We start from the raw sequence: 24,150 nt of genomic DNA, 5'->3' as shown, positions 1-24,150 counted from the left end.
CCCCGAATCCCCGCGGCGGTCTCCCACCGTCCGTCCGATTCGACCACCACCGCGGCGTCCGCATGATGGAACGACCGTCCACGGACCGGAAGAACTGTCCATCATGTAACCTGCACGAAAAATGTTCCGCAGAGGGCCAGCGTCGTCCCTCGGCACATGTCCCCCCAGACTCCGTCTGGAGGCACACGAAGCCACGATGACGACGGGAGAGCCGATGCGCGCTGTGCCCCTCACGGCCTACCCTGCCAAGCAGGGAATGTACGACCCGCGCGACGAGCACGACGCCTGCGGCGTCGGTTTCGTGGCCACCCTCACCGGTGAGGCGAGCCACCACCTGGTCGACCAGGCGCTGACCGTCCTGCGCAACCTGGAGCACCGGGGCGCCACCGGCTCCGAACCGGACTCCGGCGACGGCGCGGGCATCCTCGTCCAGATCCCGGACGCCTTCTTCCGCGCCACGGCGGGCTTCGGCCTCCCGGACGCGGGCTCCTACGCCGCGGGCACCGCCTTCCTGCCGACCGAAGAACCGGCGGCGGCCGAGGCCACCGCGCGCATCGAGGCGATCGCCGCCGAGGAGGGCCTGACGGTCCTGGGCTGGCGCGAGGTCCCCGTCGCCCCCCAACTGCTGGGCGCGACCTCCCGCTCCACCATGCCCGCCTTCCGGCAGCTCTTCGTGGCCGACGGCGTCAACACCGGGCTCGCCCTGGACCGCAAGGCGTTCGTGCTGCGCAAGCGCGCCGAGCGCGAGGCCGGGGTCTACTTCCCCTCGCTGTCCGCCCGGACCATCGTCTACAAGGGCATGCTGACCACCGGGCAGCTGGAGCCGTTCTTCCCGGACCTGTCCGACCGCCGCTTCGCCAGCGCCGTCGCGCTGGTGCACTCCCGGTTCTCCACCAACACCTTCCCCTCCTGGCCGCTGGCCCACCCCTACCGCTTCGTCGCCCACAACGGCGAGATCAACACCGTCAAGGGCAACCGCAACTGGATGCGCGCCCGGGAGTCCCAGCTCTTCTCCGACCTGTTCGGAAAGAAGGAGCTGGAGCGGATCTTCCCGGTCTGCACCCCGGACGCCTCCGACTCGGCCTCCTTCGACGAGGTGCTGGAGCTGCTCCACCTCGGCGGCCGCACACTGCCGCACGCGGTGCTGATGATGGTCCCCGAGGCGTGGGAGAACCACGAGTCCATGGACCCGGCCCGGCGCGCCTTCTACCGGTACCACGCCACGATGATGGAGCCCTGGGACGGCCCGGCCTGCGTCACCTTCACCGACGGCGTCCAGGTCGGCGCGGTCCTGGACCGCAACGGCCTGCGCCCGGGACGCTACTGGGTCACCGACGACGGCCTGGTCGTCCTCTCCTCCGAGGTCGGCGTCCTGGACATCCCCCAGGAGAAGGTGGTCCGCAAGGGCCGCCTCCAGCCCGGTCGCATGTTCCTGGTGGACACCGCCGAGCACCGCATCATCGAGGACGACGAGATCAAGCAGGCCCTCGCCGCCGAGCACCCCTACCAGGAGTGGCTCGAGGCCGGGACCATCGAGCTGGAGGACCTCCCCGAGCGCGAACACGTCGTCCACACCCACGCCTCGGTCACCCGCCGCCAGCAGACCTTCGGCTACACCGAGGAGGAACTGCGCGTCCTGCTCGCCCCGATGGCCCGCACCGGCGCCGAGCCGATCGGCTCGATGGGCACCGACTCGCCCATCGCCGCCATCTCCGAGCGGCCCCGGCTGATCTTCGACTACTTCACCCAGCTCTTCGCCCAGGTCACCAACCCGCCGCTGGACGCCATCCGGGAGGAACTGGTCACCTCCCTGCGGTCCTCCCTCGGACCGCAGGGCAACCTGCTGGAGCCCACCGCGGCCTCCTGCCGCAGCGTCACCCTGCCCTTCCCGGTGATCGACAACGACGAGCTGGCCAAGCTCGTCCACATCAACGCCGACGGCGACATGCCCGGTATGAAGGCCGTCACCCTCTCCGGCCTCTACCGCGTCGGAGGCGGCGCCGAGGCACTGGCCGCCCGGCTCGCCGAGATCTGCGCCGAGGCCGAGAGCGCCATCGACGACGGCGCCCGGCTGATCGTCCTGTCCGATCGCCACTCGGACGCCGAGCACGCCCCCATCCCGTCGCTGCTGCTCACCTCCGCGGTGCACCACCACCTCATCCGCACCAAGCAGCGCACCCAGGCGGGCCTGCTGATCGAGGCCGGCGACGTCCGCGAGGTCCACCACGTCGCCCTGCTCATCGGCTACGGCGCCGCGGCCGTCAACCCGTACCTGGCCATGGAGACCGTCGAGGACCTGGTCCGGGCCGGCACCTTCCTGCCCGGCGACATGGCGCCCGAGACCGCCATCCGCAACCTGATCAGGGCACTGGGCAAGGGCGTGCTGAAGGTGATGTCCAAGATGGGCATCTCCACCGTCGCCTCCTACCGCGGCGCGCAGGTCTTCGAGGCCGTCGGCCTGGACGAGGAGTTCGTCGACACCTACTTCCACGGCACCGCCACCAAGATCGGCGGCGCGGGCCTGGACGTCGTCGCCAGGGAGGTCGCCGCCCGCCACGCCACGGCCTACCCGGCCTCCGGCATCGCCCCGGCCCACCGGAACCTGGACATCGGCGGCGAGTACCAGTGGCGCCGCGAGGGCGAACCGCACCTGTTCGACCCGGACACGGTCTTCCGCCTCCAGCACTCCACCCGCACCCGCCGCTACGACATCTTCAAGCAGTACACCCGGCGCGTGGACGAGCAGTCCGAACGCCTGATGACGCTGCGCGGCCTGTTCGGGTTCGCCTCCGGCCGGCCCTCGGTCCCCGTCGAGGAGGTCGAGCCCGTCTCGGAGATCGTCAAGCGCTTCTCCACCGGCGCCATGTCCTACGGCTCCATCTCCCAGGAGGCGCACGAGACCCTCGCCATCGCCATGAACCGGCTGGGCGCCAAGTCCAACACCGGCGAGGGCGGCGAGGACCCCGAGCGGCTGTACGACCCCGCCCGCCGCTCGTCGATCAAGCAGGTCGCCTCCGGCCGCTTCGGCGTCACCAGCGAGTACCTGGTCAACGCCGACGACATCCAGATCAAGATGGCCCAGGGCGCCAAGCCCGGCGAGGGCGGCCAGCTCCCCGGCCCCAAGGTCTACCCCTGGGTGGCCAGGACCCGCCACTCCACCCCCGGCGTCGGGCTCATCTCCCCGCCGCCGCACCACGACATCTACTCCATCGAGGACCTCGCCCAGCTCATCCACGACCTGAAGAACGCCAACCCGGGCGCCCGCATCCACGTGAAGCTGGTCTCCGAGGTCGGCGTCGGCACGGTCGCGGCGGGCGTGTCCAAGGCCCACGCCGACGTGGTCCTCATCTCCGGCCACGACGGCGGCACCGGTGCCTCCCCGCTCACCTCCCTCAAGCACGCCGGCGGCCCCTGGGAGCTCGGCCTGGCCGAGACCCAGCAGACCCTGCTGCTCAACGGCCTGCGCGACCGCATCGTCGTCCAGACCGACGGCCAGCTCAAGACCGGCCGCGACGTGGTCATCGCCGCGCTGCTGGGCGCCGAGGAGTACGGCTTCGCCACCGCCCCGCTGGTCGTCTCCGGCTGCGTGATGATGCGCGTGTGCCACCTGGACACCTGCCCGGTCGGCATCGCCACCCAGAACCCGGTGCTGCGCGAGCGCTTCACCGGCAAGGCCGAACACGTGGTCAACTTCTTCGAGTTCATCGCCGAGGAGGTCCGCGAGCTCCTGGCCGAACTGGGCTTCCGCACCCTGGACGAGGCCATCGGCCACGCCGAGGTCCTCGACGTCAGCCGCGCGGTGGACCACTGGAAGGCCCAGGGCCTGGACCTGGCCCCGCTGCTGCACGTCCCCGACCTGCCCGCGGGCGCCGCCCGCCACCAGGTGACGGAGCAGGACCACGGTCTGGCCAAGGCACTCGACAACGAGCTCGTCAGGCTCGCCGCCGACGCCCTGTCCGCCGACACCGCCGAGGCCGCCCAGCCGGTGCGCGCCCAGGTGGCCGTCCGCAACATCAACCGGACGGTGGGCACCATGCTGGGCCACGAGGTGACGAAGAAGTTCGGCGGCGCCGGCCTGCCGGACGACACCATCGACATCACCTTCACCGGCTCCGCCGGACAGTCCTTCGGCGCCTTCCTGCCGCGCGGCGTGACCCTCCGGCTGGAGGGCGACGCCAACGACTACGTCGGCAAGGGCCTCTCCGGCGGGCGGATCGTCGTCCGGCCCGACCGCGGGGCCACCCACCTGGCCGAGTACTCCACCATCGCCGGGAACACCCTCGCCTACGGCGCCACCGGCGGCGAACTGTTCCTGCGCGGCGTCGTCGGCGAGCGCTTCTGCGTCCGCAACTCCGGCGCCCTGGTCGTCGCCGAGGGCGTGGGAGACCACGGCTGCGAGTACATGACCGGCGGCACCGCCGTCGTCCTGGGACCGACCGGCCGCAACTTCGGCGCCGGCATGTCCGGCGGCACCGCGTACGTCGTCGACCTCGACCCCGACAACGTCAACCGGGACGTCGCGGGTGCCGTCGAACCCCTGGACGAGACCGACCGGCGGTGGCTGCACGACGTGGTGCGCCGCCACCACGAGGAGACCGGCTCCACCGTCGCCGAGGCACTGCTCGCCGACTGGGACAGCGCCGCCGACCGCTTCGCCAAGCTCATCCCCACCACGTACAAGGCAGTGCTCGTCGCCAAGGACGCCGCCGAGCGAGCCGGACTGCCCGAGTCCGAGATCCACGAGAAGATGATGGAGGCGGCGATCAATGGCTGACCCCAAGGGCTTCCTGAACACCGACCGCGAGGTCGCCCGGACCCGCCCCGTGGAAGAGCGCGTCAAGGACTGGAACGAGGTCTACGTCCCCGGTTCCCTGCTGCCGATCATCAGCAAGCAGGCCGGCCGGTGCATGGACTGCGGCATCCCGTTCTGCCACAACGGCTGTCCGCTGGGCAACCTCATCCCCGAGTGGAACGACTACGCCTGGCGCGGCGACTGGCAGGCCGCCATCGAGCGGCTGCACGCCACCAACAACTTCCCGGAGTTCACCGGACGGCTGTGCCCCGCGCCCTGCGAGTCCGCCTGTGTGCTGGGCATCAGCCAGCCGGCGGTGACCATCAAGAACGTCGAGGTCACCATCATCGACAAGGCATGGGAGGCCGGCGGCGTCACCCCGCAGCCGCCCGAGCGGCTGTCGGGCAAGACGGTGGCCGTCATCGGCTCCGGCCCCGCCGGCCTGGCCGCCGCCCAGCAGCTCACCCGCGCCGGGCACACCGTCGCCGTCTACGAGCGGGCCGACCGCATCGGCGGGCTGCTGCGCTACGGCATCCCCGAGTTCAAGATGGAGAAGCGGCACATCAACCGCCGCATCGAGCAGATGCGCGCGGAGGGCACCAAGTTCCGCACCGGTGTCGAGATCGGCCGGGACATGCCCGCCACCGCGCTGCGCAAGCGCTACGACGCCGTCGTCATCGCCGCCGGCTCCACCACCGCCCGCGACCTGCCCGTCCCCGGCCGCGAGCTGAACGGCATCCACCAGGCGATGGAGTACCTGCCGCTGGCCAACAAGGTCCAGGAGGGCGACTACGTCGCCCCGCCGATCACGGCCGAGGGCAAGCACGTCGTCGTCATCGGCGGCGGTGACACCGGCGCCGACTGCGTCGGCACCGCCCACCGGCAGGGCGCGGCCTCCGTCACGCAGCTGGAGATCATGCCCCGGCCGGGCGACGACCGGGACCCGGTGGCCCAGCCCTGGCCGACCTTCCCGATGCTCTACAAGGTCTCCTCCGCGCACGAGGAGGGCGGCGAGCGGGTGTACTCGGTCTCCACCACCCACTTCGAGGGCGACGAGGACGGCAACGTCCAGGCCCTGCACCTGGTCGAGGTCGAGTTCAGGGACGGGAAGTTCGCCCCGAAGCCGGGCACCGAGAAGCGGATCCCCGCCCAGCTCGTCACCCTGGCCATGGGCTTCACCGGCATCGACCGGACCAACGGCCTGGTCGAGCAGTTCGGCCTGGAACTGGACGCGCGCGGCAACGTCGCCCGCGACGGGAACTACGCCACCAACGTCGACGGCGTGTTCGTCGCCGGCGACGCCGGCCGCGGCCAGTCCCTGATCGTGTGGGCCATCGCCGAGGGCCGCTCCGCGGCCCGCGCCGTGGACGACTACCTGACCGGCACCAGTTCCCTCCCGGCCCCCGTCCGGCCCACCGACCGCGCGCTGACGGCCTGACCGCTCCGCGGTCCGACCGGCGGCCCGCCCCCAGCCGCCCGCGGGGCGCCGCGGAACCTACCCGCAGCGCCCCGCGGCGCGCCCGCACCCCGCGGCGCCGGCCCCTCCCCGACCGAGGGCCGGCGCCGCGGTACGCCCGCCGCCCCGGGGCCCGACGTCCCGCGGTTCAGCCGTCCTCGGCCAGCCGGGCCGGGAAACCGCCGGTGGCCACCGGCCCCCAGCGCACCGGGGTGATCCGCAGCAGCGACTTCCCCTGCCGCACCATCGCCTCCCGGTACTCGTCCCAGTCCGGGTGCTCACCCGAGATCGACCGGAAGTACTCCACCAGCGGCTCCACCGCCTCCGGCAGGTCCAGCACCTCCGCGGTGCCGTCCACCTGCACCCACGGACCGTTGAAGTCGTCCGACAGCACGATCACGCTGACGGCCGGGTCACGGCGCGCGTTGCGGGTCTTGGCCCGCTCGGGATACGTCGACACCACGATCCGCCCCCCGCCGTCCACCCCGCACGCCACCGGCGACCCCTGCGGGGAGCCGTCGGCGCGGCGGGTGAGCAGGACCGCCCGGTGCCGGGGGCGCAGGAATTCCAGCAGTTCCTCAAGTCCGACCCGGTTGTTGGTCGCGATGGAAGGGCTCATGCCACCGAGCCTAGTGCTGTGACCGGGGGATCCGCCGGAAAGTCCGCACCGCCCGGCCGGGGTCTCCCCACCGGACGGCACGGGACACGGCACGGGACACGTCACGGGGGCGGAGGAACGCCCCCGCACGCCCGGGCGCACCCGCCACCCGCACCGGAAGAGAGACGAGAGGCCCCACCCGGCCCGACCGCCCCGCACACCTCAGGTGTCGCACTCCAGCACACTGCGGCACAGCCCGCACCGAGCCCGCAGCCGCCCCCGCACCGGCACCCGGATCCGCTGGTGGCACGTCGGGCAGGGGAACGACACCCGCGGCGGGGAACACGCCTCGAAGACGTAACCGCCCGCGTCGGCCGCACCGGCCGGGAAGGGCGTGCGCTCCGGATGCGCCCGCGCGTACCGCCGGTCCAGCGCGTACCGCTGCCGCCCCGCCCACCCCCCGGCCACCAGCGGCGGCCGCAGCGCGTCCCGGCGGGCGGTCTCCCGTCCCCGCGCATACGCCCGGTACGCCTGCGGACTGGTGAACCACACCGCCGGATCCTCGCCGAACAGCTCCGCCCGCTTGGCCAGCACGTACCCGAACTCCTCCGGCGTCAGATACCCCAGCTTCTGCGAGGTCAGCTCGTCCTGCCGGAACGCGTCCAGCAGCAGCCAGCCCACCCCCAGGTACGCCGCCGCCGTGTCGGTGAGGATCTCGTTCTCCCGCTCCCCGGGGAAGGACAGCCCCAGCCGGTGCAGGAAGACGTGCGTCACTTCGTGCGCCAGCGCCGCCCCGATGTCCCGGCGGTGGCCCCGGAACCGCGAGTTCAGCTCCACGAAGTACTCCGGGCCCGCCGCCAGCTCCACGTTCGCCGCGTGCGCCATGTCCCGGAAACCCACCACCAGCCGCGCGTCCGGCAGCCGCAGGCACCCCACCAGCACCCGCGCCACCCGCTGCGCGCCGGTGTACAGCTCGTCGGCGTCGGCGAAGGCCACCTCGCCCGCGGCGACACTGGTGGAGAAGGTGCGCACCGTGTCGCACGACAGCCGCCGGTACAGCGCGGTGATCGACGCCCGCACCACCGGCAGGTGCGGAAAACCGTGCTCGACGGGATCCCACCCGTGACCGGGACCACCACCGCGTACCGCCATGCGCCCGCCCACTTCCTCCCGGGAATCCCGTGGGTGCCGCCACCGCCTCCTGCCACTGTACGGCGGGGGACGGCGCCCACGGGGGGCGGCGGACCGGGTGGCCGGGACGGCATAGAGTCGGTGGCCATGAACAACAGCGAGATCGATCCCGCGGTCCAGACCGAGCTCACCCGGCTGCGCGAGAGCATCGACAACATCGACGCGGCCGTGGTCCACATGCTCGCCGAGCGCTTCAAGTGCACCCAGCAGGTCGGCCGCCTCAAGGCCGAGCACGACCTGCCCCCCGCCGATCCCGCCCGCGAGGCACGCCAGATCGCCCGGCTGCGCACCCTCGCCGAGAGCGCCAGACTCGACCCGGGCTTCGCCGAGAAACTCCTCAACTTCATCATCGCCGAGGTGATCCGCCACCACGAGACGATCGCCCGCTCCTGAACCACGGGCCCCCGGGCCCCGGGGGCGGGCACGCCGGGGAACACCCCCGGTGCGCGTCCACGGAGGTGTACGGCAGCATGAACGCCATGCCCGCACTCACCCGCGACGAAGCCCGCAGCCGAGCCCGGTTCCTCGACGTCCGGCAGTACACGATCGACCTCGACCTCACCCGTGGCGAGGAGGTCTTCGGCTCCACCACCACCGTCCGCTTCACCACTCGCGAAGCCGGCGACACCTTCGTCGAGCTGCGGCCCCGCACCCTCCACCGGGCCGTCCTCGACGGACACGACCTCGACACCGCCGCCCTCGCCGACGGCCGTCTGCCGCTGACCGGACTGGCCGCGGGCGAACACGAACTGCGCGTCGAGGCCGACATGCCCTACTCCCGCACCGGCGAGGGCATGCACCGCTTCACCGACCCCGCCGACGGCCGCACCTACCTCTACACCATGTGCTGCGAGACCGAAGCCTCCCTCGTCTTCGCCGCCTTCGACCAGCCCGACCTCAAGGCCGTCCTCGCCGTCACCGTTACCGCGCCCGAGGAGTGGACCGTCCTCGGCAACGGCATCGCCCGGCGCGTCGAGGACGAACCCGGCCGCTGGGAGTGCGCCCCCACCCCGCCGCTGAGCACCTACCTCATGGCGCTGGCCGCCGGCCCCTGGCACTCGGTGCGCACCCGGCACGCCGACCTCCCCTTCGGCCTGCACGTACGGCAGTCCCTCGCCGCCCACCTCGACGCGGACGCCGCCGAACTGCTCGACATCACCCGCCGCTGCTTCGACCGCTACCACGAGATCTTCGACGAGCCCTACCCCTTCGACTCCTACGACCAGGTGTTCGCCCCCGAGTTCAACTCCGGAGCCATGGAGAACCCCGGACTGGTCGTCCTCCGCGACGAGTTCGTCTACCGCTCCGCCGTCACCGACACCGAACGCCAGACCCGCGGCATGGTCATCGCCCACGAGATGGCCCACATGTGGTTCGGCGACCTGGTCACCCTGCGCTGGTGGGACGACATCTGGCTCAACGAGTCCTTCGCCGAGTACATGGGCTACCAGGTCCTCGCCGAGGCCACCCGCTTCACCGACACCTGGACCGACTTCGCGGCCAACCGCAAGTCCTGGGGCTACGACAGCGACCAGCGCCCCTCCACCCACCCCGTCGCCCCCGCGGCCGAGGCCGTGCCCGACACCGCCGCCGCCCGGCTCAACTTCGACGGCATCTCCTACGCCAAGGGCGCCTCGGCCCTGCGCCAACTGGTCGCCTGGCTCGGCGAGAAGGCCTTCCTCGCCGGCATCAACGACCACTTCGCCCGCCACCGCTTCGGCAACGCCACCCTGGAGGACTTCCTCGACTCCCTCGCCCGCGCCTCCGGCCGCGCCGTCCACACCTGGGCCGGACACTGGCTGCGCACCACCGGCGTCGACACCCTCACCCCGCGCGTCACCGACACGGCGGACGGCCCGCGCCTGGAGATCACCCACTCCGGCGGCCGCCCCCACCGCATCGCCGTCGGCCTGTACGACCGGGCCGGCACAGCGGGCGCCGGGGAGGGCCTGGTGCTGCGCGAGCGCCTGGAGACCGAGCTGGCCGCCGACGAGGAGCACCACGTCCTGCCCCTGCCCGGCTTCCGCCCCGACCTGATCCTGGTCAACGACCGCGATCTGACCTACGCCAAGATCCGCCTGGACGACGGCTCCCGGGAGACCGCGCGGAGCGCCCTGTCCGGCCTGCCCGACCCGCTGGCGCGCGCCACCGTCTGGAACGCCGTCCGCGACATGGTCCGCGACGGCGAACTGCCGCCCGCCGAGTACCTGGAAACCGCCCGCAGCCAGCTGCCGGGGGAGACCGACACCGCCGTCGTCGGCGGGGTCCTGCGCTTCGCCCGCCAGACGGTCGCCGACCGCCTCCTGCCGCCGGAGATGCGCACCGCCGCGCTGGAGACCCTCACCGGTATCGCCTGCACCCTCCTGGAGAACACCCCGGACGACGGACTGCGGCTGACCGCCGTACGCACCCTCGTCGACAGCGCCACCGACCCCGGCGAGGCACGCCGGTGGTGGACCGAGGGCACCCTCCCCGGCGGCATCCCCCTCGACCACGAGCTGCGCTGGCGGCTGCTGCACCGCCTCGCCGTCCTCGACGCCGCCGACCCCGGCGACATCGACGCCGCCCTCGCCGCCGACCCCGGCGCCACTGGCACCGAGAGCGCCGCCCGCTGCCGCGCCGCCCTGCCGGACCCCGAGGCCAAGGCCGCCGCCTGGCAGGCCCTGCTCGACCCGGCCGACACCCTCTCCAACTACCTGTTCGCCGCCACCCTCCAGGGCTTCTGGCACCCCGAACAGCGCGAGATCCTGAGCGACTACGTTCCCCGCTACTTCGAGCAGGCCCCCACCCTCACCGCCCGCCGAGGCCCCGCCATCGCCGACTCCCTGGTCCGGTACGGCTTCCCCCGCCCCTTCACCGACCCCGGCACCCTGGCGGCGGGGGAGCGCTGCCTGGACCACCCCGACCTGCTCCCCGCCCTGCGCCGCCCCCTGGCCGACGAACTCGACGACCTGGCCCGCTACCTGCGCGTGCGCGGGGCGCACTGACGCGCCGGGTGCCGGGCCCCGTGGGCGGGGCCCGGCACCCCGGGCCACTCATCTCTCGTCGGCGCACGGATCGTTCTTCAGGAACTCCTCGCGGTACGCGGTGATGAGTTTCTCCATGGCCTTTTCGTCAGCAGAGTTTTCATCCGCCTTGGCCGCGAGAAACAGGTCTCGGTCCCCCCCCTGCTCAGTACATCGAACAGTGGCCACCGCGCCATTATCCGAGTAAACGTAGGATTTGTCTTCGGATTCGTGCTCCGGCTTCACATAGGCATGCCTGACAGCGAAGCGCCGTGTGGACCAGCCAGGCTCCCAACTGTCCCGGGAGATCCGGAAGACATCCTCGCCGTCTACCGATATATCGCAGGACCAGATGATGAGACTGTTCTCTTCTTCCTGGTGGATCCGCTTTCCCGGTGGCATGAAGGGCTCGGTCAGGTCGGTGTCGATATTCACGCCGCACAGGGACTCCGGTATGGAGTACTCCCTTTTCTCCTCCTCTCCTTCTGTGCAGCCGGTCAGCGCCAGGAGCAGAACGGTCGCCAACGAGGCGAGTGTATTTCTCGACCTGGAGTGCCCCGCCCTCATGACGCGTCTCCGGAGGCTTCCCACATCGACCCCTCACCGTAACTGTTGCCCGCCTGGGTGCTTGCCGTCTCTCTGATGTCCAAGGCAGTATCGGAATTGATGTCGGAGCGATTGAGAAGCGCACGTCTGACGATTTCTTCGGTCGCATCGACGGTGGCTTGCCGTGCCCTGCTGTAGTCGCGGCTGCCCTCTTCCTCTCCTGCGGTCACGACATCCTTCTCGACGCTCTTCACCACACTTTCGGTGATGTCTTCGGCTACCCAGTTGATCACCTCACCCACTACCGGGACCCGTGGCGGAATGGCCGAGGTGCCCAGTTCGACGACACGATTGGCCCACTTGCCCTTGTCAGCCGCAGCCTCGTTGAAGTCTTTGGCTGATGCCGCGTGATAGTCGAGGACGGCATCCGCCCGAGCCTCGCTCATGATGCCGGCAATCAGAGCGCCGGGGGCGACGGAATTGCTGACTCTCTGCTCCAGAGAAACCGTTGACTGGCTCTCTCCATTGACGACCTCATCCACCAACAGGCTCGTATAAGCCTGCTGCGCGGTGGTGATGGAAGCGTATGCGTCCGGGTCCTGGCCCACTTCGGCGAGGAATCGCTGAACCTGGCCGGAATCGGCGAAGACTGCGGCCTCGCCGGGGACCGGGAAACGCCCCGAGGACACGTCACCCCCGTACATCACCCGCTGGAAGTCCCCCATGTAATCGGCGGTGATGTTGCCGAGGCTGTCTCGCAGGGCGTGGAGGGGCCCTGTCTTCAGGTCCTCCGCCTCCCCGTTCTCGTTGTGGCGGATCAACTCGGGATGGTCGCCGAAGTACGACACCAGACGCTCGGTGAGTTCCGCGCCCTTCCGCGTGTGCTCGACCGGGGCAGTCGACTGACTGTCATACGCGCGCCCGGTGGTCGCGGCCTCCAGCGCGTGGCCGAGGGCGTTGGGCCCGTGGTTGAAGGCGTCCTCCGCGCCGTCCGTGCCGGGCGGTGCCAGGGTGTCCGGCGGCCACTCGAAGTCTTCCTTGGTGAACTCGTCCAGGTACTTGTAGTCCAGCCTCGCATCCTTGTCGACGGTGCCGTTCTCCCGGTACACCGTCGGCTCGCCCGTGAAGAACCTCTCCGACGCCTCCGGACTGTGTCCCAATGCCTCCAGCACGCTCGTCAGCGGGGCGTAGCCCGCACCGTTCTTCCCGGAGGGGTTGAAGCCGTAGTCGGGGTCACCCATGCCGGTCGGCTTGGTCGACATGAACCGCATGGGTTCCTCGTGGTGGAGCTGGGTGATGTGCTCAGCGATCGGGGTGAGGAAGTCCGCGTCGTAGTTGCCGTGGCGGAGCATTCCGCCGAGGAGCTGGTAACCGTAGTACTCTCGGCCGAACGCCCCCTGCTCCAACTCGATCTGCCGGGTGCCGAGTTCGCGGAACTTCTCACCCCAACTGGCCGGGAGACGGCTCTTGTTGTCCGGGTCGGTGGCCGTGGCCAGCGCGACACCCATGTTGCGCTGGAAATCCTTCGCCAGCGCCAGCCGCTCCTTGTCGTCTCCCAGGGTGCCGTCGAGCGACATCCGGCCGTAGAACCTCAGCGCCTGCTCCGGTCCGCCCAGCCCCTTGTAGAACGTGGTGGAGAACTCAGGGTCCTTCGAGTTGAACGACATCAGGGTGTTGAACTCGGCGTACTGCTGCTTGTTCATACCGGGGCCGAGGGCCGCCAGCTCAAGAGCCCGCTCGGCCTGAGCGTCGTCCAGCGAGGAGTACTTCGCATGGCCGAAGTTGTGGGTGTCGCCACCGTGGCTTTTCTTCAGTGCCCGGGCTGCCGAGTCGTCGATCTCCTCCGCCCGTGCGATCAGCTTGTTGATCCGGTCTTCCAGACCTTTCCGAGCTTCCCGCTGCTGTTCGGTGGGGTCGCCGTTGTCCGGTGCGTGCTCAATGACGCACCACACGGTACCGTCGCCCTTGTCCTGTACCCGGATGCCCTGCTTTCCGCCGTCCGTCACCGCGGTCTTCAGTTCGGACTGGACGGCCTTCAGGTCGGTGTGCGCGTCCTTGAGGACGTTCTTGATGCTCTTCGCCTGAGCGGCCGCGTCGTCGAACTCCTTGACGGTCTTCTTGACGAAAGGCTTGGTGACCCCGGCGTTCTCACCTCTCCACTCGGTCTTCTCAGACTTGGCCAGCATGCCGGAGCGGGCGTCCTCCGCCAGCTTCTCCAGCTTGGCGACCATCGACCCCCAGTCCGCGGCCGCCGAGGCCAGTTCCGACAGGGAGACGCCGTACAGATCGCTGTAGGTCAGTTTGGGTATGGCGCTGCTCCTGGCCCTCCGCCCGTCACTTGTAGAATTTCTCGATCTCGGACACCGCCATGGCCGCGCCGTTGCGGTGCCTCATCTGGGCCTCGATCCTTTTGTCCTCCTTGGTGTAGGAGTTCGCGCTGTAGTCGAGGTGGTTGGAGATGTGCGCACAGGACTGCAGCAGCGTCTTGAGCTGTGACTCCCACATACCGACAGTGGTGCCGAGTTCCCCGCCCAGGGTGAAGTTGTTCGTCCGGAGCACGGAGGCCGCGGTACCGCTGGACTCGCGTGCGGTGTCACCGTCCTTCCGCAGCCGGCCGAACAGTTCGAACGCCTCGTGCCCGATCGCTCCCAACTCGTCCTGGACGACCGTCAGATCCGATGTCCCGCCGCCCCCGCCGGGGTCGGCGTTGTTCAACCGCATCCGGTTGCTGTCCTGGGCCGAGGCCTTGGCCACGAGGGCGGCCCACTCCTCGTCGAACGACATGAACCCTCCCGTGCCGCCGGAGTCCGTCACCGGCAGTAGCCCGAAGTTAACAGTTCGGCGGCGGCATACACGCATCGGTTCCAGGGCGCGGACTCTCCTCTCCTTAACACCGCGAACAAGCCGGACAAGGGCAAATATGCATACGGTGGGGCGCCCCGACTGTGTCTGCTGCCCGTCAGTGCCGGGGAGAGTGCCTCCGGGGTGCCGGGCCGGTCTCGTCGTTCCCCCGGAATACGCCTCCGGCATGTTTCTCCGGCAAGGCGAAGCGCTCATTCGAGCGGCCTGCCGCCCACTTTGCGATTTGTTGACGCTCCAGCGGACAACGGCTGTTGAACAGTGGGTATCCCATAACTCGTTACCCGCAGGTAAGTCATAGGGTCGGCCTTATGCGCCGCGCGAAAATCGTCTGCACACTCGGACCGGCCACCGACTCGTACGAGCAGATCAAGACGCTCGTGGAAGCCGGCATGGACGTGGCCCGGCTCAACCTCAGCCACGGCAGCCATACCGAGCACGAGGAGCGCTACCGCCGGGTGCGCAGGGCGTCCGAGGCCACCGGCCGCAGCGTCGGCATCCTCGCCGATCTCCAGGGGCCGAAGATCCGGCTCGGCCGGTTCCGCGAGGGCCCCGTACTCCTCGAACGCGGCGACGAGTTCACCATCACCACCGAGAACGTCGAGGGCGACCGCGAGCAGTGCGGCACCACCTACGAGGGCCTGGCCGAGGACATCGGGCCCGGGGAGGCCATCCTCGTCGACGACGGCCGGGTCGCGCTGCGGGTCACCGCCGTGGACGGCCCCCGCGTCCGCACCCTGGTCACCGAGGGCGGCATGGTCTCCGACCACAAGGGCCTCAACCTCCCCGGCGTCGCCGTCTCCGTGCCCGCCCTGTCCGACAAGGACATCGAGGACCTGCGCTGGGCCCTGCGCACGGGCGTGGACGTCATAGCCCTCTCCTTCGTCCGCAGCGGACGCGACGTAGCCGACGTCCACCGGGTGATGAAGGAGGAGGGGCGGCACCTCCCCGTCATAGCCAAGATCGAGAAGCCCCAGGCGGTGGAGAACCTCGACGAGATCGTCGCCGCGTTCGACGGATTGATGGTCGCCCGCGGCGACCTCGGCGTCGAAATGCCCCTGCAGACCGTCCCGCTGGTGCAGAAGCGCGCCGTCAAGCTCGCGCGGCGCAACGCCAAACCGGTCATCGTCGCCACCCAGATGCTCGACTCGATGATCGACTCCTCCCGTCCCACCCGCGCCGAGGCGTCCGACGTGGCCAACGCCGTCATGGACGGCACCGACGCCGTGATGCTCTCCGGCGAGACCAGCGTCGGCAAGTACCCGATCGAGACGGTCAAGACCATGGGCCGGATCGTCGCCGCCGCCGAGGAGGACATGCTCGCCAAGGGCCTGCCCCCGCTGAGCCAGAGCCACAAGCCCCGCACCCAGGGCGGCGCGGTGGCCCGCGCGGCGGCCGAGCTGGGCGACTTCCTCGGCGCCAAGTTCCTCGTCGCCTTCACCCAGTCCGGCGACACCGTACGGCGGCTGTCCCGCTACCGCTCACCGGTCCCCGTCCTCGCCTTCACCCCCGACCCGGCCACCCGCGCCCAGCTCAACCTCACCTGGGGAGTGGAGACCTTCCTCGGTCCCATGGTCGAGAGCACCGACGAGATGGTGGAGCAGGTGGACGAACTGCTGCTGCGGATCGGCCGCTGTCAGGAGGGGGACAAGGTGATCATCACCGCGGGCTCGCCGCCCGGGACACCCGGCACCTCCAACATGGTGCGCGTCCACCACATCGGCGAGGCGCACACCCTCCGCTGACCCCGCCGAACCGCCCGCCCGGCCCGGGCAGGGCCTCCTGGACCGGAGCCCGGTCACCGTCTCGCGCCACCGGTGACCGGGCTCCCCGCCGCCGCCCGCCACCCGCCGGCGACCACGGCTGTGCGGCGGGCTCAGTGCTTCGGCCCGATGTGCTCGTCCATCAGCGCCACGGACGCCCGCCGGGCGACGGAGACGTTGTACGCCCCGGCGGGGCGGCGCACCGCCTTCCACTCCACTCCGACGCGGTCCAGGGTCTCGCAGTAGAGCCGGACGATGTCCCCGGAGGTGTTGGTGAAGAAGTACCTCGGGTATTCGTAGCGTTTCCGCTCGCCCGCCACCAGGCGCGTGGTCCAGTTGGTGATCCGGCAGCCGTCGGAGTGGACGAGTCCCCGGAGCAGTTCCCAGGAGTGCCGGTTGACGACCTTTCGCTGCCAGGGGGCGAGGGCGATGCGCCGCTCGTGCTTCCGGCCCGGACCGTGCTGGGGGAACAGGCAGAGCCAGTGGTGGCCGTAGGAGATGACCATGACGCACCCCTCGGCCTGCACGCGGCAGGAACTTCGGTCCGGGAGGACGGCCGTGATCGCCTCCGCGCACTCGGTGATCAGCCCGGGCCAGGTGTTCGCGCAGGCGATCCGCAGATAGTGGCCGCCGCGCCGCGGATGTGAGCTGACACAGCCGTCGCCGAGGTAGAGGCCGAGCAAGATACGCGTAGGCAGGGCCGTTCGGCGGCAGGGACGGCTCGGGCGCACAACGGAAGCAGTCGGCCTCACGGGAAACGCGGGGGAGGGGCTCAAGCCGGGTCTGCCAGGAGCGAATGGCGAAACGGGATATTCCGGTCTGCTTGCTGACGGAGTTGAGACTGCGGCCCTGCTCGACGAGTGCAAGTGCACGCCTGCGAGTGCGGAGGTCGTACATGCTCGCGATTCTGAGAGCGTGACCGTCGCTGTGTGGCGAATCTTGGGGCTGGTCACCTCAAAGAGTGAAGATCCCCAACCAAGGCATTTCTTGGAAATGAAGGCAATGTGCCCCGGGTGGGATTCGAACCCACGCTGTCGGTGGTTTGAGCACCGTGTCTCTTCCGCTGGACTACCGGGGCTTCCTTCGAAATGAAGGCTAGCGGATGACCGCAGTATCTCAAACATACAGGAGCTAGGTAGGCTCATGTGGTCCACCTGGCCGGAACACGAGGAGCCCAGTGAGCACCGCGGACACCCCCGAGCCCGTCACCACCCCCGAGCCCGTCACCACCCCCGCCCCCGCCGACGGCGGTGACGCCGTCGAGCGGGCGCATGTGCCGCCGCAGACGACACGTGTCGTCATCGCCGAGGACGAGGCGCTGATCCGTCTGGATCTCAAGGAGATGCTGGAGGAGGAGGGCTACAGCGTCGTAGGGGAGGCCGGGGACGGTCAGACGGCCGTGGAACTGGCCCGGGAGCACCGGCCGGACCTGGTGATCCTGGACGTGAAGATGCCCGTGCTCGACGGCATCTCGGCCGCCGAGCAGATCGCCGGGGAGTCCATCGCCCCGGTGCTGATGCTGACCGCCTTCTCGCAGCGCGAGCTGGTGGAGCGGGCCCGGGACGCCGGGGCGATGGCGTATCTGGTGAAGCCGTTCAGCAAGAGCGACGTCGTGCCGGCGATCGAGATGGCGGTGTCGCGGTTCAACGAGCTGCGGGTGCTGGCGGAGGAGGTCGCGGACCTCTCGCAGCGGCTGGAGACGCGGAAGCTGGTGGACCGGGCCAAGGGGCTGCTGCAGACGCAGTACGGGCTGTCCGAGCCGGCCGCCTTCCGGTGGATCCAGAAGACCTCGATGGACCGCCGGATGTCCATGCGGCAGGTGGCGGAGGCCGTCATCGAGGACGCGGAGGAGAAGAAGCGGGAGAAGAGCGGGCAGTAGCGGCGGGCGCTGTTCTCCCGGGTTCTCCTGGGTTCTCCCGGCGTTTTCCGGGGAGGACTCCCCGGATTTCCGGTGTTTTCCGGACGCGCCGCGGTGTTCCGTCGCGCGGTGTGCCGGGTGCTCCGTGCGGTGCCCGTCCGGCAGGGGGCGGGCCGCGGGGCGGAGGTGCCGGATGCCCGGCCCGCGGGGCGTTGCCTTGGCGGAGCGCAAAGGCGCGGCCGGGGCGGTGCGACGGTGCCGTGCCGGTGGTGAGCTGTGGGTGCGGGGGTGGGCGGACCGGGTGGGCCGGTGTGCGGTTCGTGTGCGGCGGCAAGCGCGGCGGGCCGGTGGCGGGGAGGTGCCGGGCGCCGGGGGTGCGGGCGGGTCCGGCTTCTGCCGGACTCCCCGTTTCCGTCCGCTCTTCGGTAAGGACTGTTCTGTTTCCGGCGCATGGCAGAGGTCACAGGGAGATCACATCTGTCGCTCTGCCCTATCTGGTCAGCTTCTCGGGCAATAGATTCCGGGCCACGCCGCATGTATGTGCGGACTGCGACGCCGGAGGGTTCGGCGGTCGTCGTGATCTGAGCTGGCTCAGGGGGTACCACGTGCTCAACAAGACCATCGTCAAGCTGGCCATTCCGATGGCCGTCGGCGCGCTTGCGCTCACGGGATGCGGAGGGGACAGCGGCAGCGGCGGCGACGTCTACAAGATCGCTTTCCAGGGCCCGCTCTCCGGCGACAACGTCCAGCTCGGCCAGAACATGGAGAACGGCATCAAGCTCGCCATCGACCAGGCGAACGCCTCGGACGAGCTGGACTTCGAGATCGAGTACCTGCCGGTGGACGACCAGGGCCTGCCGGACAAGGCGACGACCGCCGCGCAGAAGGCGATCGACGACACCGACGTGGTCGCGGTGATCGGTCCGGCGTTCTCCGGCCCGGCGGACACCGCCGCCGAGGTGTACGGGGCGGTCGGGCTGGCGGCGGTGTCGTCGTCGGCGACGCGCCCGGACCTGACGACCAAGGGCTACGAGACGTTCCTGCGGGCGGTGCCGAACGACAGCGCCCAGGGCGCCGGCATGGCGAAGTTCCTGGCCGGCAAGGTCGGCGCCAAGAAGGTCGTGGTGGTCGACGACAAGACCGACTACGGCATCGGGCTGGCGGACGTCGCCGAGAAGGACCTGAAGGCCGCCGGTGTCAGCGTGGTGCGCCAGAGCGTCCCGCAGAAGACCCCGGACTACAGCGCCGCGGCGAAGAACGTTCTCAAGAACAGCCCGGACGCCCTGGTCTACGCGGGTTACTACCAGGACGCGGGTCCGTTCGCGACGAAGCTCAAGGAGGCGGGTTTCGACGGGGTCGCGATGTCGGGCGACGGCACCAACGACGCGCAGTTCATCGAGCTGGCCGGCGATGCCTCGGACGGCTGGTACCTGACCTGCCCGTGCACGGACGCCACCAAGGAGGACGCGACGAAGAAGTTCGCCGCGGACTACGAGAAGGAGTTCAAGCAGGCTCCGGGCACGTACTCGGCCGAGTCGTACGACGTCGCCAACATGATCGTCGAGGAGATCGAGAAGCTCCACGCGGAGGGCGGCGTCGAGCGCGAGGCGCTGATGGAGGCCCTGCGCGGGGTGAAGTACAAGGGACTGACGAAGGAGTTCTCCTTCGACGACAAGGGCGAGTTCACCAACCAGACCATCTACATGTACCAGGTCAAGGGTGACGCCATCGAGTACCAGGGCAACATCGACGAGCTGGCGGGCTGAGGTCCCGGCCGGCGCTTGTGTCCGGGCGGCGCGGCGGGGTCCGGGGGACCGGTCCCGCCGCGCCGCCCGGTGTGACACCCCGGCGGGCGTTCCTCCCCCTCCTGCTGCCCCTGCCCTGGTCCCCGGGGTCCGGGCGCCGCGTCCGCCGCCTTCCTCCCGACGCCGCCTGTCCGGTGCCGAACGCACGGCACGGCGGCACATTCCCACAAGGAAGACAGTTCGATGTCCCTCAGTGAGTTCTGGGACTTTCTCGTCCTAGGGGTGGTGCTCGGCAGTCTCTACGCCGTCATCGCCATCGGTTACACGCTGGTCTACGGCGTGCTGCAGCTTCTGAACTTCGCGCACAGCGAGGTCTTCATGTTCGGTGGTTACGGGGGCCTGCTGGCCCTGACCGCCCTGATACCGGAGACGACTCCCACCGGGCTGGGCTCCGTCGGCTATGTCGCGGTCGGCATGCTGGCGGGGGCCGCGCTGGGCGGCGCGGTCGCGTTCGGGCTGGAGAGAGTGGCCTACCGGCCGCTGCGCAGACACCACGCGCCCCGGCTGGTGTTCCTGATCACCGCGATCGGTGCCTCGTTCTTCCTGTACAACCTGGCGGGCAAGCTGTTCGGCCGCAATCCGCTGCCGATGCCGTCGATGTACGAGAACAGGCGGGTGGTGTCGGTCTTCGGCGCGGAGCTGACCATCACACAGCTGCTGATCCTGGGGTCGGCGGTGGCGATGATGCTCGGTCTGGACTACGTGGTGAACCGCACGAAGATGGGTTCGGGCATCCGCGCGGTGGCGCAGGACCCGGAGGTCGCGTCGCTGATGGGTGTGGACATCGACAAGGTGGTGTCCCGGACGTTCGTGCTCGGCGGTCTGCTGGGCGGCGCGGCCGGCTTCCTGTTCGGCGCGAACAGCCAGGTCTGGTACACGATGGGCTTCCTGCCGGGTATCACGGCCTTCGCCGCGGCGGTGCTGGGCGGTATCGGCAATGTGCGCGGCGCGATGCTCGGCGGTCTGCTGCTGGGCGTGGTGGAGACCATGACGGTGGGTCTGTGGGGCGACGACTGGCGTTATGTCGGGGCCTTCGTGGTGCTGGTGCTGGTGCTGATGGTCCGTCCGACCGGCATTCTCGGTGAGCGTCTGGGGAGGACGGCATGAGCATGAAGACCTCGACCTCGGCGCGGCCCCCGGAGTCCGCGCCGTCGGCGGCCGCCCGGCTGCGGCGGACGCGCTGGTACCAGGAGCCGCGCTGGCGGCGGCTGGGCGCGCTGCTGGCGGTCGCGGTGACCCTCACCCTGGTGACCGGTGAGGAGGGCACCACCCGGGACCTGTTCTTCGCGCTGCGCGAGGACTTCACCGGGCCCGCGCTGTGGATCTGGGTGGCGGTCGCGGTGGCCGTGTGGGCGGCGCGCGAGTTCCTCGCCGAGCAGACGAGCGGCGCGGTGCGGTGGACCAGGCGGACGGCGTCGGGCCCGCTCGGCGAGGCGCGGCGCCGCTGGGAGACGGACCGCCGGGTGCGTGCGGGGGTGCTGACGGCGCTGCTGGCGCTGGTGGTGTTCGGGCCGCTGGGGGTGGAGCGGTACTGGCAGCAGGTGCTGGTGGACCAGATCGCCATCTTCGTGCTGCTGGCGATCGGCCTGAACGTGGTGATCGGCTGGGCGGGGCTGCTGGACCTGGGCTTCATCGCGTTCTTCGCCATCGGCGCGTACAGCGCGGCGTACTGGACGGGCTCGCTGCCGGTCCAGCCGCCGGTGGCGCTGAACAACTTCCTGGTGCTGCCGATCGCGGTGGTGACCTGTCTGGTGGCGGGGGTGATCCTGGGCGCGCCGACGCTGCGGCTGCGCGGTGACTACCTGGCGATCGTGACGCTCGGTTTCCACGAGATCGTCTATCTGCTGGCGAAGAACGCCGAGGGCGTCACGGAGGGCGCGCGCGGTGTCAAGGTCGAGCGGTTCAGCGTCGACCTGGGTTTCTTCTCCTACGAGTGGAAGCTGGACCCGATGCCGTACTACTGGCTGCTGATCGGGTTCACGGTGCTGGCCATCTTCCTGTTCCTGCGGCTGGAGCACTCCAAGGTGGGCAGGGCCTGGACCGCGGTCCGCGAGGACGAGGTGGCCGCGGCGGCGACGGGCGTGAACACGGTGCGGTACAAGCTGATGGCGTTCGCCATCGGCGCGTCGACCTCCGGTGTGGCGGGTGTGGCGTACGCGAGCAAGGCGGGCTACTTCAACCCGGAGAACTTCGCGATCCTGCTGTCGATCCTGGTGCTGGCGTATGTCATCTTCGGCGGCATGGGCTCGATCCCGGGCGTGCTGTTCGGCGCCGCGTTCCTGGTGTGGCTGCCGGAGGCACTGCGGGACTGGGTGGATCCCAAGGACCGCTACATGTACCTGGGCGCCCTGCTCGTCATCATGATGATCTACCGGCCGCAGGGCGTGTGGCCCTCCCGCCGCCGCAAGCGTGAGCTTTCGATGGCGGAGGCGGGGATCGGCGGAGCGGACGCGACCGGCCCGGCGGAAGGCAGGCGGCAGTGAGCACCGAGGTGAGGAAGACGGACCGGGGGCCGGCGGGAGCGGCCGCGGACGCCGACGGCACCGTGCTGGAGGCGTCGGGTGTGACGCTGCGGTTCGGCGGTCTGACCAGCCTGGACGACATCGGGCTGCGGATGCGGCGCGGTGAGGTGCTGGCGGTCATCGGGCCCAACGGCGCGGGCAAGACCTCGCTGTTCAACTCGCTGACCGGTGCGTACGTACCGCAGGAGGGAAGGATCGTCTTCCGGCCGCGGGCCGGCGGGGAGCACTCCCTGCTGGGGCGCAAACCGCATGTGGTGAGCCGGCTGGGTCTGGCGCGCACCTTCCAGAACATCCGGCTGTTCGGCGCGCTGACGGCGCTGGAGAACGTCAAGATCGCGGCGGAGACGCGGCTGACGGCCGGTCCGGTGTCGGTGATGCTGGGGCTGCCGAACGCGCGGCGGGCGGAACGTGCCAGTGACCGCAGGGCGCACGAGGTGCTGTCGTTCGTCGGGCTGCTCGACCGGATCAACGAGCTGGCCGGGTCGCTGAGCTACGGCGACCAGCGGCGGCTGGAGATCGCGCGGGCGCTGGCGACCGACCCGGAGGTGCTGCTGCTGGACGAGCCGGCGGCGGGCACCAACCCGACGGAGAAGCTGGAGCTGGAGGAGCTGATCCGGCGGATCAACACCGAGCTGGGCGTGAGCGTGCTGCTGATCGAGCACGACATGCGGCTGGTGATGTCGGTGGCGGACCGGGTGATGGTGCTCAACTTCGGCAGGAGGATCGCCGAGGGGTCCCCGTCCGAGGTCCAGCGGGACCCGGCGGTGATCGAGGCGTATCTGGGCGCGGCGGCCGAGGACGAGAAGGCCGCGGTCGCGGAGGTGGTGGCGGAGGCGGAGGCCGGTCACGGCACCGGCGCCGACGACGGCACCGGGACCGGTGGGTCCGGGGAGCGGGCACGGGACGGCGAGGAGCGCGAATGAGCGGCGGCACGCAGCTGAAGAAGGAGACCGGGCGCGGCGAGCCGACCTCTCCGGTGGTGCTCGAGCTCCGCGACCTGCATGTGTTCTACGGCGCCATCGAGGCGCTCAAGGGCGTCAATCTGACGGTCCGCCGCGGTGAGGTGGTCGCGCTGCTCGGTGCCAACGGCGCGGGGAAGTCGACCACCCTGCGGACGGCCTCCGGGATGATCACCCCGCGTGAGGGGCAGGTGCTGCTGCACGGGGAGCGGGTCGACGGCATCAAGTCGCACGACCTGGTCCGGTTCGGCATCGGCCACGTCCCCGAGGGACGCCGGGTCTTCCCGCGGATGACGGTGCGGGAGAACCTCCAGATGGGGGCTTACCGGTTCAAGACCGCCGACAAGGAGGTCATGGACCGGGTGTTCACGCTCTTCCCGAGGCTGGGGGAGCGCAGGAGCCAGCTCGGCGGGACGCTCTCCGGCGGTGAGCAGCAGATGCTGGCGATCGGCCGCGCGCTGATGGGCAAGCCGGAGATCCTGCTGCTGGACGAGCCGTCGATGGGTCTGGCGCCGCTGATCGTGCGGCAGATCTTCGACATCCTGCGGGAGATCAACGAGCAGGGCACCACGGTGCTGCTGGTGGAGCAGAACGCCGCGCAGGCGCTCCGGATGGCGGACCGCGGCTATGTGCTGGAGACGGGTTCGGTGGTGATGGAGGGCGAGGCCGCCGGGCTGCTCTCCGATCCCCGGGTGCGGGCGGCGTATCTGGGCGAGGGCGCCGCGTAGCGGCTCCGGCGGTACGGCGGGCGGCACCACCACCGCCCGCCGTACCGCCGTGCGGGCCGGTGGTCCGG

16 protein-coding genes, 1 tRNA gene and 1 pseudogene are annotated in these 24,150 nt (G+C 70.3%); 11 read left to right on the top strand and 7 right to left on the bottom strand.

Annotation, left to right across the window (positions count from 1 at the left end; translation table 11 throughout):
* Positions 1-214: 214 nt before the first annotated feature.
* Together gltB and CUT44_RS07180 are read left to right on the top strand one after the other, a co-directional pair.
* Positions 215-4,774: a glutamate synthase large subunit gene (gene gltB / locus CUT44_RS07185; RefSeq protein WP_100201321.1), complete on the top strand. Its 4,560-nt coding sequence runs from the start codon at positions 215-217 to the stop codon at positions 4,772-4,774.
* On the top strand, positions 4,767-6,230 hold the full coding sequence (locus CUT44_RS07180; protein WP_100201320.1) for a glutamate synthase subunit beta: 1,464 nt from the start codon (positions 4,767-4,769) through the stop codon (positions 6,228-6,230). The genes gltB and CUT44_RS07180 overlap by 8 nt, the downstream gene beginning before the upstream one ends.
* 166 nt (positions 6,231-6,396) lie before the next feature.
* Here the strand turns inward: CUT44_RS07180 and CUT44_RS07175 are convergent, their stop codons facing one another.
* Both CUT44_RS07175 and CUT44_RS07170 read right to left on the bottom strand, forming a co-directional pair.
* Positions 6,397-6,867 carry a PPOX class F420-dependent oxidoreductase gene (locus CUT44_RS07175; RefSeq protein WP_100201319.1) on the bottom strand — a complete coding sequence of 157 codons (471 nt, stop codon included), beginning with the start codon at positions 6,865-6,867 and terminating at the stop codon, positions 6,397-6,399.
* A gap of 201 nt (positions 6,868-7,068) precedes the next feature.
* Positions 7,069-7,998, bottom strand: coding sequence for a hypothetical protein (locus CUT44_RS07170; protein WP_100201318.1), 930 nt, complete (start codon positions 7,996-7,998; stop codon positions 7,069-7,071).
* A 126-nt stretch (positions 7,999-8,124) separates the two neighbouring features.
* Between CUT44_RS07170 and CUT44_RS07165 the strand changes: the two genes are divergently transcribed.
* Together CUT44_RS07165 and pepN are read left to right on the top strand one after the other, a co-directional pair.
* Positions 8,125-8,430, top strand: a complete 306-nt coding sequence (locus tag CUT44_RS07165; protein WP_100201317.1) for a chorismate mutase — start codon at positions 8,125-8,127, stop codon at positions 8,428-8,430.
* 86 nt (positions 8,431-8,516) lie between these two features.
* Positions 8,517-11,024, top strand: a complete 2,508-nt coding sequence (gene pepN, locus CUT44_RS07160; protein WP_100201431.1) for an aminopeptidase N — start codon at positions 8,517-8,519, stop codon at positions 11,022-11,024.
* A gap of 48 nt (positions 11,025-11,072) precedes the next feature.
* On the opposite strand, the gene CUT44_RS07155 is transcribed toward pepN, so the two are convergent.
* The 3 genes from CUT44_RS07155 to CUT44_RS07145 all read right to left on the bottom strand — a co-directional run bounded on the left by CUT44_RS07155 (position 11,073) and on the right by CUT44_RS07145 (position 14,372).
* Positions 11,073-11,567 (bottom strand): hypothetical protein, encoded by a 495-nt coding sequence (locus CUT44_RS07155; RefSeq protein WP_146252179.1) that lies wholly within the window; start codon positions 11,565-11,567, stop codon positions 11,073-11,075.
* Positions 11,568-11,605: 38 nt separating this feature from the next.
* Positions 11,606-13,819: a DUF6571 family protein gene (locus CUT44_RS07150; protein ID WP_100201315.1), complete on the bottom strand. Its 2,214-nt coding sequence runs from the start codon at positions 13,817-13,819 to the stop codon at positions 11,606-11,608.
* A 103-nt stretch (positions 13,820-13,922) separates the two neighbouring features.
* A complete protein-coding gene (locus tag CUT44_RS07145) occupies positions 13,923-14,372 on the bottom strand; it encodes a hypothetical protein (protein WP_100201314.1) in 450 nt (149 codons plus the stop codon).
* A 386-nt stretch (positions 14,373-14,758) separates the two neighbouring features.
* Between CUT44_RS07145 and pyk the strand changes: the two genes are divergently transcribed.
* On the top strand, positions 14,759-16,192 hold the full coding sequence (pyk, locus tag CUT44_RS07140; RefSeq protein WP_100201313.1) for a pyruvate kinase: 1,434 nt from the start codon (positions 14,759-14,761) through the stop codon (positions 16,190-16,192).
* A gap of 131 nt (positions 16,193-16,323) precedes the next feature.
* On the opposite strand, the pseudogene CUT44_RS07135 reads toward pyk, so the two are convergent.
* Both CUT44_RS07135 and CUT44_RS07130 read right to left on the bottom strand, forming a co-directional pair.
* Positions 16,324-17,107, bottom strand: a pseudogene (locus CUT44_RS07135) (transcriptional regulator).
* 108 nt (positions 17,108-17,215) lie between these two features.
* Positions 17,216-17,288, bottom strand: a tRNA-Leu gene (locus tag CUT44_RS07130).
* Between the two features lie 99 nt (positions 17,289-17,387).
* Between CUT44_RS07130 and CUT44_RS07125 the strand changes: the two genes are divergently transcribed.
* The 6 genes from CUT44_RS07125 (at position 17,388) to CUT44_RS07100 (ending at position 24,082) form a co-directional block, all read left to right on the top strand.
* Positions 17,388-18,089 carry an ANTAR domain-containing response regulator gene (locus CUT44_RS07125; protein WP_100201312.1) on the top strand — a complete coding sequence of 234 codons (702 nt, stop codon included), beginning with the start codon at positions 17,388-17,390 and terminating at the stop codon, positions 18,087-18,089.
* 584 nt (positions 18,090-18,673) lie between these two features.
* Complete coding sequence (locus CUT44_RS07120) at positions 18,674-19,834, top strand: branched-chain amino acid ABC transporter substrate-binding protein (RefSeq protein ID WP_100201311.1); 1,161 nt, start codon at positions 18,674-18,676, stop codon at positions 19,832-19,834.
* Positions 19,835-20,056: 222 nt separating this feature from the next.
* Positions 20,057-20,980: a branched-chain amino acid ABC transporter permease gene (locus CUT44_RS07115; RefSeq protein ID WP_100201310.1), complete on the top strand. Its 924-nt coding sequence runs from the start codon at positions 20,057-20,059 to the stop codon at positions 20,978-20,980.
* Complete coding sequence (locus CUT44_RS07110; protein WP_332888256.1) at positions 20,977-22,356, top strand: branched-chain amino acid ABC transporter permease; 1,380 nt, start codon at positions 20,977-20,979, stop codon at positions 22,354-22,356. Before CUT44_RS07115 ends, CUT44_RS07110 begins: the two co-directional genes overlap by 4 nt.
* Complete coding sequence (locus tag CUT44_RS07105; protein WP_100201308.1) at positions 22,353-23,318, top strand: ABC transporter ATP-binding protein; 966 nt, start codon at positions 22,353-22,355, stop codon at positions 23,316-23,318. Before CUT44_RS07110 ends, CUT44_RS07105 begins: the two co-directional genes overlap by 4 nt.
* Positions 23,315-24,082 (top strand): ABC transporter ATP-binding protein, encoded by a 768-nt coding sequence (locus tag CUT44_RS07100; protein WP_100201307.1) that lies wholly within the window; start codon positions 23,315-23,317, stop codon positions 24,080-24,082. The genes CUT44_RS07105 and CUT44_RS07100 overlap by 4 nt, the downstream gene beginning before the upstream one ends.
* Positions 24,083-24,150: the final 68 nt, after the last annotated feature.

It is taken from the genome of Streptomyces carminius, from assembly GCF_002794255.1.
In the GTDB taxonomy this organism is placed as follows: Bacteria; Actinomycetota; Actinomycetes; order Streptomycetales; family Streptomycetaceae; genus Streptomyces; species Streptomyces carminius.
The sequence above is the reverse complement of the archived record's forward strand: the minus strand, read 5'-3'. Positions and strand labels throughout refer to the sequence as shown.